Source organism: Planktotalea sp., assembly GCF_049680325.1.
In the GTDB taxonomy this organism is placed as follows: Bacteria; Pseudomonadota; Alphaproteobacteria; order Rhodobacterales; family Rhodobacteraceae; genus Planktotalea.
Genome location: NZ_JBAUHO010000139.1, coordinates 20,403 through 28,319 on the forward strand (window position 1 = coordinate 20,403; position 7,917 = coordinate 28,319).

Consider the following 7,917-nt stretch of genomic DNA (forward strand, 5'->3'; position numbering starts at 1 on the left):
GACGATGACACAACGCTATAGCGTAAATTATTTCGGGACCTTCTCGCTTGTCGCTCCTGATGGGCGCAACGTGACGCCGAAAGGAAGCAAGGCCAAAGGCTTGCTGGCAATGCTTTGCGAGATCACAGAAATGCGTCGTGGACGGCGATGGTTGGAAGGGCGGTTATGGTCAAACCGATCAGCCGCACAAGCGAGCGGTAGCCTAAGACAAACCCTCAGCGAGATTAAGGCCTGTTTCGGCGAAGATGACCACGTCTTCGGGGCCGATCGTTTGGATGTCTGGCTTAATCCAGAGTTCATCGAAACTGATTTGGACGCCATTGACAACGCAAGCACGGCAGAACGCGACCTGCTTGAAGGTCTGGTCATTCGCGATGAACAGTTTCAGGATTGGTTGAACGGATTCAGGGCGCGATACGGTAGCGTCCAGTCCACCCCCCAAAGCCCCGCGGCCCTGCCAAATCTGAGTAAAATAAAAATTCGGGCGATCCAGTCAGATCGCGGCACAACGATTGAGCAAATCGCAGGAAACGTGATTGCCGACCAAGTTGCAAAAAGTATTGAAGAACGCCTAAGCGCCCGCCGCTTTAGTTCTGAACATACCAAATCCCCAGATACCACACCCGATCTTGAAATCCGGTGCAATGTCGCAAAAGACGGTGAAAGCGGCATTGTCTTTTTGCAAGTACATCGCGGGCATGACGGACGCATCCTGTTTTCCGGGCATCGCAGTGTCGCTGGCGATCTATCCGAGGCGATCTCTGCAAACATCGTTCAGGGTCTGGTCCATTCTGCGGTTTCCAAGATCAACCACCGCATGCCATCGGTTTTCGACCTTAACCGGCCCGAAGTTGCTGCAACTGGGTTTACCAGCCTTGGACTACGAAAACTGTCTCGTTTCGACCCGCAAGGCCTGGATGACGCGCAAAGCCACTTTGCAAGCGCACATGACGCTGACCCAAATGGCGTTTATCTGGCCTGGCGGGCATTTGCACGAATGGCGCAACTTGTCGAAGGCGCAGGAAGCGAACGCGACGCCCACCTCGAAGAGGTGAAGCAACTGACAAGCGACACATTGCAAACCTCCGGGGACAACGGTCTCGCGGTTGCCTTGGTCGCTTTGACGCGCATCATGTTGGATGATGACCTTATCGCACCTGCCGAACTGGCTCAAAAAGCTATTCTGTGGAACGAAAACAACTTTTTCGCGCAACAAACTTTGGCTGTTGCTCATAGCGCTGTGGGTGATACCGAAAAAGCCTACCAAATTTCGCGCGCCTGCCAGAACGCGTTTCCGCAAGATGAGCTAGGACATCTTTGGGATCTTTATCACTCGCTTGTCTGTATCAGCTCGGGCCGTTTGGACGAAGCCCGGCAAGCTGCACTGCGAGCGTCACAGGCCGCACCCGCATTCGTGGCACCGCGCCGCCAGCTTGTCGCCTTATGCGCCAACGCGGGCGATCTCGAAAACGCGCGTGTGCATCTGAATGCTCTTCGAAAACTAGAAAGCGATTTTTCCTTGGATCGGTATCTGAATGATCCCGAGTATCCTGTGTTAACCCTTCGCAACGCTGGCCTGATCCAGCCGATTAACCGCGACAAGCTTGAAACCTAGGTCGAGCTAGTTCAGGCCATTAATCCTTGCCTGTGCATCGCTGCGCCGCCAGACCACCTGCAAACGCGCCGCGCCTGATTGCTTTATGCGCAACAAATGTTCCGTACGTAGCCCCGCCAACCCGTTGAACGCATCAAAAAGCGCGTCTGCGCCCTCGGCCGTGACGGGAATTTCAAGCGTTGTGCCTTGTTCGCTGACCAGTAGCCAATGTGCAGGTTTGGAGCGCCCGTCAATGCTGAGCACCGTCAGCTCTGCAATTGCAACCGCGCCGCCGCTCAACGGACCGTAATAGGTGATTTGTCCCTCGATCACCTGCACCACGCCCTGTCCACCGCCCCCCGCTCTGAACCTGCTGCGTTGAAGGCCGGCCAGGACAATGAGAACAGCAATCCCAAAGATCACTGCGGCCAGGACGCGTAAAAAGCCGAAACTACCAAGCCCCCAAAGCAAAGCAGTGAACCCTAGAAAACTACCGAAAATAACTTCGCGCCAGCGCCACAATGCGGCGCGCGCTTCTGCTCGCACGAAACTCATGTGGTCCAATCCCCCAATGCGCTTTGCCACAGCGTCAGCGCTGCGACCGCCGCTGTATCCGCTCGCAGGATGCGCGGGCCAAGGCTGACCACATGTGACTGCTCAAGCGCATGCAGGCGTGCGCGTTCTGCTGGGGAAAACCCGCCTTCAGGGCCGATAAGGATGGCCCAAGGCCCGCGTGTAGCCCGAGCCAGCGAGGTTGCCGCACCCAGTTCTGCCTCATCGCAGAACATCAACTGGCGCTCTGTCGGCCAGCGGTCCAGCAAAGTACCCAGCTTTTGCAGGGCCGTGACCTCCGGCACATAGGTCGCGCCGCATTGCTCTGCGGCTTCAAGCGCATGTGCTTGCAGGCGTTCCTGTTTGATCCGCTCCGAATTGGTGAAATCCGTTTGCACGGGGCACAGTTTGGCGGCGCCCATCTCGGTTGCTTTTTCAACGATGAAATCCGTGCGCGTTTTCTTGATCGGCGCAAAACACAGCCATAGGTCCGGCGGCATGTGCAAAGGACGCATTTGTGCCGCGCATTCCAAAACGCCGCCGCGCTTGCCTGCCTCGACAATATCCCCGTGCCATTCCCCGTCGCGCCCGTTGAATAATGCGACAGCGCCGCCAACGGCCATGCGCATCACACCAAAGAGATAATGCGCTTGTTCACGGGTGAGCGAAACGCGGTTTCCCTCGGCTAGGGGCTGGTCTACAAAAAGGCGGGTTTTAACTGTCATAGGTCCGTACATATGCAAGACGCATCGCAAGAACCAGAGGGCCAACCGTTGATTGCTGATGCAGTTCGCGGCAATTGGGTCGATCGACATGCGCCGCAAGGGCTAAAACCCTACTTTCGCCTAAGCCGTTTTGATCGCCCGATTGGCACGTGGCTCTTGCTGCTGCCTTGTTGGTGGGGGTTGCTGCTGGCGATGCTGGCCACAAATCGTGCGAGCTGGTTCGATCTATGGATTTTTGCCGGCTGCGCGATTGGCGCGACCTTAATGCGCGGTGCGGGCTGTACGTGGAATGATATAACCGACCGCGATTTTGATGGCGCTGTCGAGCGCACCCGCAACCGCCCCCTGCCCGCAGGGGACGTTTCGGTCAAACAGGCCGCCGTCTGGATGATTTTGCAAGCACTTGTTTCGCTCGCAGTGTTGTTGACGTTCAATTGGAACGCTATCTTTCTGGGCGTTCTTTCATTGCTTCCCGTCGCGGTTTATCCCTTCGCCAAGCGTTTCACATGGTGGCCTCAGGTTTTCCTTGGCCTGGCGTTCAACTGGGGCGCGCTTTTGGCCTGGACCGCCCACAGCGGCAGCTTGGGCTGGCCCGCGGTCACGCTCTATGCTGCTGGGATCGTTTGGACGCTGTTTTACGACACCATCTATGCACATCAGGACACCGAAGATGACGCGCTAATCGGAATCAAAAGCACGGCGCGCCTGTTTGGCTCCCAAACGCCGCGCTGGCTGTTGTATTTCTTGGTGGGTTCGGTCACGCTTTTGGGCTTTGCGGCACTCCAAGGCGCATCAGAGCGTGCAATCCTCGCGCAGCTTGTGGCGTTATGTGGTGCCTGGACCTTTGGATGGCATTTAAACTGGCAATTGCGCAAATTTGACCCCGACAATCAAACCGGATTAATCAGGCTTTTCCGATCAAATCGCGATGCCGGGCTCTTGGTTGTGCTGTTTTTCGCCATAGCCTTATTGCTGTGATTGAAACCCGCCCCGACTGCGCGTATCACCCAAGCAACTTAAATATTTTTGGATGCCAATGCGCCTGTCTTCATATTTAACTGTCGCTGTCACTTTCATAATCGCCGCTGGCCTGTGCTTGGTCGCGGCCGGCTTTTCGGTGACGTTGATTGAAGACAACTCGAAAACAGGCGTAAGGCGTGCTCTGGATGCGGCAGAACTGACCTGGGCGGATGCCGATTCAAATGGATTGCAGCTTTTCCTGATCGGCACCGCACCTTCTGAAGCGGAACGTTTCAAAGCGGTCAGCATCGCAGGCAGCGTCGTCGACGCAGCCCGCGTGATAGACCAGACAGAAGTCGCAGATCGCGACGCCTTCGCCGCGCCGCGCTTCTCTATCGAAATTTTGCGCAATGATAGCGGCATTTCGCTCATCGGTTTGATACCCGAAACCAGCGGAACTGAAGATATGCGCACTGATGTCGGCAAGATCGTCGGGTCCGGCACCGTCAGCGATCTCTTGGAAAGCGCTAAGTATCCTGCTCCGGAAGGCTGGGCACCTGCGATGGAACTTGGCCTTCATGCCCTGCGACTTCTGCCCCGCTCTAAAATTTCGATTGATGCAGGCAATGTCGCGGTCACGGCTATGGCCGACAGCGAAGCAGAAAAGCTGCGCTTTGAAAGTAACCTGCGTGCGCGCGCCAGCCAGAACGTCAACCTGGCGCTGAATATTTCAGCCCCGCGCCCCGTCATCAGCCCCTTTACGCTACGCTTTCTAATCAACGGCGAAGGCGCGCGTTTTGACGCCTGCAGCGCTGATACAGAAGCAGCACATAATGCAATCATCGCAGCGGCCCGCCGCGCGGGTATGACCGCTGCGCATGAGTGCCAGATCGGCCTTGGTGTGCCTTCGCGCAAGTGGTCTACAGCGGCCGCGCTTGCGATTGATAAACTCAGCGAACTTGGCGGCGGCTCTGTCACCATTTCGGACGCAGATATCACTTTGGTCGCAAATGAGGGCACAGATCAGGCCTTGTTCGATCGCCTCGTTGGTGAGCTGGAAACAGGTCTACCCGAGGTTTTTGCGCTTCATTCCGTGCTCCTTGTTGCGCAAGATGCAAACCAGGGCCCACCCGAGTTTGTTGCCACACTTAGCCCCGAAGGTCAGGTTCAATTGCGTGGGCGCGTTGGATCGGAAATGGCGCGTGGCACAGCCGACAGCTATGCTAAGGCGCGTTTCGGATCATCCTCCGTTTATACAGCTGCGCGTGTCGACGAAACCTTGCCGCGCGATTGGTCTGTCCGCACCCTCGCCGCCATCGAAACCCTGTCCAAGCTGAACAACGGCTCCGTCACCGTGACACCAGATCAGGTGCGCGTTTTTGGCGACACAGGCCAGCCGGACGCAAAATCCGTGATCGCCCGCCTGCTCGCAGAAAAGCTGGGCGAAGCTGAAAACTTTACCATCGACGTGACCTATAAAAAGAAACTCGACCCTGTTCTTGGACTGCCAACACCAGAAGAATGTCAGGTCCAGCTCGTCGAAATCCAGGACGGACGCAAAATCGCCTTTGAACCGGGTTCGGGCAAACTGGATGCTTCTGCGAAAGACATCATGGATGATCTGGCAGAAATTCTAAGCAAATGCCCTGAAGATATGCGCATTGAAATTGCAGGCCATACCGACAGCCAGGGCCGCGAGACAATGAATCTGGAACTAAGCCAGACCCGTGCGCAGGCAGTTCTCGATGCTCTGCGCGAGCGCCGTGTGCTGATTTCGCGCTACACCGCCAAAGGCTATGGCGAAGAAATGCCGATTGCCGATAATGGTACCGAAGACGGCCGCGAAGCGAACCGTAGAATTGAATTCAAAGTGATTTTCCCGCAGGCAGCGGCAGAACAACAAACAACGCTTGAAGCTGCAAGCGAAAGCGCGCAAGACGCAGATGCTCAGCAAAGCGAAGAAGGGGCAAGCAATGAATAGAAGCGAATTCGTCATCGCTACAGCGATTATTCTATTTGTCGCCTTTTGCATGGGCTGGTTTGCCAATTGGCTGATCCACCGCTTTACGCGCGTGTCGCGCTCTGACGTCGGCGAACTTGAACGCATGGCGCAAGAACTGCACGAGGCCGAAGAAACCCGCGATCAAGCGATCACATATCTTCAGCAGCGCGAAGCAGAGCTGACAAATCAACTATCCCAAACCGAAGCGGAACTAAACGCCGCCATGGAAGGGCTGCGCGACGCACGTCACGAGGCCGAAGAACTACGCGCTTACGTAGAGCGGGTTCACCAAAGCCAGTAAACGCGCGAACCTGCTTGGGTCTTTTTTGCCTGCGCTCATAGGTTTATTACCAACGCTTGAGCGCGTCTTCATCTGCCTGCTTGGAAGCGACCCAGTCATCTGACGTCGCGCTTTGCTCTTTCTTCCAGAACGGCGCACGTGATTTCAGAAAATCCATCAGAAAATCCGCGGCTTCAAACGCATCCTTGCGATGCTTGGAGGCTGTCGCGACCATCATGATCGTCTCTTCTGGACGCAGCGGCCCATAACGGTGGATGACCAGGACATCGCCTAAATCCCAACGAGCCATCGCATCGCGCGCAATCTTTTCAAGCGCGCGCTCCGTCATGCCGGGATAATGCTCGATCTCCATCTGCTGAAGGCCGCCATCCGGCAAATCGCGGACAATACCTGTAAAGCTGACCACAGCACCCATGCTGGATTGCGCAGCCGTAAAACTGTTCAGCTCTGCCCCTGCATCAAAAGCAGCATCCTGCAAAACAATGCGCATTCCTAACCGCCTGTCATAGGCGGAAAGAACGCAACCTCACGTGCGCCCTGAATCGGGGCATCAAAGTCGCTCAAGTCCTGATCCACAGCAACGCGCAACGCTGACAGATCACTGAACGCCAGCGCATAACGCTCTTCGCGCGCGCGCAGCTCGTCGACCAGTTCCATAACAGTAACCGCCTGCGTGTCGATCCGCTCTTTAGGAAGCCCGATGCGTTCGCGCACCCATGCGAAATACAGCACATCCATCAGCGGTCATCTTTCAAATGCGGCAGGGCTTTGCGGAAATAATCCCAGCCCGAAATCATCGTCAAAGCGGCCGCAAGCCAGAGCAGCCAGTGACCGACGCGGCCAGCCCAAACCATGCCATTGTATTTCCAGCCAAGACCCAGAACATCCTCTTCCTCGCCGCTCAGGACCGCATCGAACATGGCCTGATCCATGCCCCAGGCGGACATGCCCAAATAATGCTCGAACACCCCTTGGCTAAAGAGCACCGCAATCGCCACCATCTGCGCAGTCGTCTTCCACTTGGCCAGCTTAGTCACTTTGAGCGTGCCGGCAGTATCACCAAGGAATTCACGCAGGCCTGATACAAACACCTCGCGAAACAGGATCATTGTTGCAGGCAAGACCAGCCATGCGGACCATGATGAAAACCCGATGATGACCATTAGCGCGATCACGACCATCGCCTTATCGGCAATCGGATCCAACATCGCGCCCAGCTTGGTTTCCTGCTTCCAAGCGCGCGCCAGATAGCCGTCAATCCAATCTGTCAACGCCGCCAATACAAATAGGCAAAGCGCGAACCAATCCGCATAAGGCCGCGTGAAGTAGAGAAACATCACCGCCACCCCCGGCGCTGCAAGCAGCCGAAGCACAGTAAGCATATTTGGGATCGTCATATTCATGTCTAATACCTAGGCTGTCGCCCAAGCACTCGCAAGCCCGCTTAAGGCTTGCGCGTTGGTTTGCGCATCGGGCGCGCGTCTGGCCCTTTGGCTGCCCGTGTTTTCACATTGTAGGGCTTGCTGTCACCGCCCTTGGGCTTGCCAGCGGCCGCTTTGCCACGTGCTTTGCGCGCACCCATCGGCTTGGACGGGTCAAGCGCGCCTTTACGGCTCTTGGGCTTGGGCGCGGCCGTTGCTTTGGGCGCAACAGCACCCGTGTCCACAGGGCTAGGCGCGCGTGCTGGCTTGGGCTTGGGCGTGCCGGACTTCGCTGCATGCTTGGGCGGACGTGGGTCATTCTTGCCAGGCTTGTCCGCCTTGTACGGTGCTTTGCCCTTGGG

The 7,917-nt window shown here is 56.5% G+C and carries 9 protein-coding genes and 1 pseudogene; 4 read left to right on the forward strand and 6 right to left on the reverse strand.

The features are described 5' to 3' along the window. Window positions 1-4: 4 nt before the first annotated feature. A complete protein-coding gene (locus WBC85_RS06180) occupies window positions 5-1,615 on the forward strand; it encodes a hypothetical protein (protein WP_424434042.1) in 1,611 nt (536 codons plus the stop codon). 6 nt (window positions 1,616-1,621) lie between these two features. On the opposite strand, the gene WBC85_RS06185 is transcribed toward WBC85_RS06180, so the two are convergent. Then, complete coding sequence (locus WBC85_RS06185; RefSeq protein ID WP_424434044.1) at window positions 1,622-2,149, reverse strand: hypothetical protein; 528 nt, start codon at window positions 2,147-2,149, stop codon at window positions 1,622-1,624. After that, window positions 2,146-2,871 carry a 16S rRNA (uracil(1498)-N(3))-methyltransferase gene (locus WBC85_RS06190; protein WP_424434046.1) on the reverse strand — a complete coding sequence of 242 codons (726 nt, stop codon included), beginning with the start codon at window positions 2,869-2,871 and terminating at the stop codon, window positions 2,146-2,148. Before WBC85_RS06190 ends, WBC85_RS06185 begins: the two co-directional genes overlap by 4 nt. A gap of 12 nt (window positions 2,872-2,883) precedes the next feature. Between WBC85_RS06190 and ubiA the strand changes: the two genes are divergently transcribed. The 3 genes from ubiA to WBC85_RS06205 are packed head-to-tail and all read left to right on the forward strand — an operon-like array spanning window position 2,884 to window position 6,134. Then, entirely contained in the window at window positions 2,884-3,849 is a 966-nt protein-coding gene (ubiA, locus tag WBC85_RS06195; RefSeq protein ID WP_424434048.1) for a 4-hydroxybenzoate octaprenyltransferase, read from the forward strand. Window positions 3,850-3,907: 58 nt separating this feature from the next. Further along, a complete protein-coding gene (locus tag WBC85_RS06200; protein WP_424434050.1) occupies window positions 3,908-5,812 on the forward strand; it encodes an OmpA family protein in 1,905 nt (634 codons plus the stop codon). Then, entirely contained in the window at window positions 5,805-6,134 is a 330-nt protein-coding gene (locus tag WBC85_RS06205) for a hypothetical protein (RefSeq protein WP_424434052.1), read from the forward strand. The genes WBC85_RS06200 and WBC85_RS06205 overlap by 8 nt, the downstream gene beginning before the upstream one ends. A gap of 46 nt (window positions 6,135-6,180) precedes the next feature. Here the strand turns inward: WBC85_RS06205 and WBC85_RS06210 are convergent, their stop codons facing one another. The 4 genes and pseudogenes from WBC85_RS06210 to WBC85_RS06225 all read right to left on the reverse strand — a co-directional run. Beyond that, window positions 6,181-6,624, reverse strand: a complete 444-nt coding sequence (locus WBC85_RS06210; protein WP_424434054.1) for a molybdenum cofactor biosynthesis protein MoaE — start codon at window positions 6,622-6,624, stop codon at window positions 6,181-6,183. Between the two features lie 2 nt (window positions 6,625-6,626). Next, window positions 6,627-6,875, reverse strand: coding sequence for a molybdopterin converting factor subunit 1 (gene moaD / locus WBC85_RS06215; RefSeq protein WP_424434058.1), 249 nt, complete (start codon window positions 6,873-6,875; stop codon window positions 6,627-6,629). After that, window positions 6,872-7,537 carry a CDP-diacylglycerol--glycerol-3-phosphate 3-phosphatidyltransferase gene (gene pgsA / locus WBC85_RS06220; protein ID WP_424434056.1) on the reverse strand — a complete coding sequence of 222 codons (666 nt, stop codon included), beginning with the start codon at window positions 7,535-7,537 and terminating at the stop codon, window positions 6,872-6,874. Before pgsA ends, moaD begins: the two co-directional genes overlap by 4 nt. Before the next feature lie 41 nt (window positions 7,538-7,578). Continuing rightward, a pseudogene (locus WBC85_RS06225) lies at window positions 7,579-7,917 on the reverse strand (DEAD/DEAH box helicase); the annotation flags it as partial.

Coding starts and splice junctions, on each gene's coding strand:
- WBC85_RS06180 (WP_424434042.1), top strand. CDS start 5: ATGACACAACGCTATAGCGTAAATTATTTCGGGACCTTCTCGCTTGTC.
- WBC85_RS06185 (WP_424434044.1), bottom strand. CDS start 2,149: ATGAGTTTCGTGCGAGCAGAAGCGCGCGCCGCATTGTGGCGCTGGCGC.
- WBC85_RS06190 (WP_424434046.1), bottom strand. CDS start 2,871: ATGACAGTTAAAACCCGCCTTTTTGTAGACCAGCCCCTAGCCGAGGGA.
- ubiA (WP_424434048.1), top strand. CDS start 2,884: ATGCAAGACGCATCGCAAGAACCAGAGGGCCAACCGTTGATTGCTGAT.
- WBC85_RS06200 (WP_424434050.1), top strand. CDS start 3,908: ATGCGCCTGTCTTCATATTTAACTGTCGCTGTCACTTTCATAATCGCC.
- WBC85_RS06205 (WP_424434052.1), top strand. CDS start 5,805: ATGAATAGAAGCGAATTCGTCATCGCTACAGCGATTATTCTATTTGTC.
- WBC85_RS06210 (WP_424434054.1), bottom strand. CDS start 6,624: ATGCGCATTGTTTTGCAGGATGCTGCTTTTGATGCAGGGGCAGAGCTG.
- pgsA (WP_424434056.1), bottom strand. CDS start 7,537: ATGAATATGACGATCCCAAATATGCTTACTGTGCTTCGGCTGCTTGCA.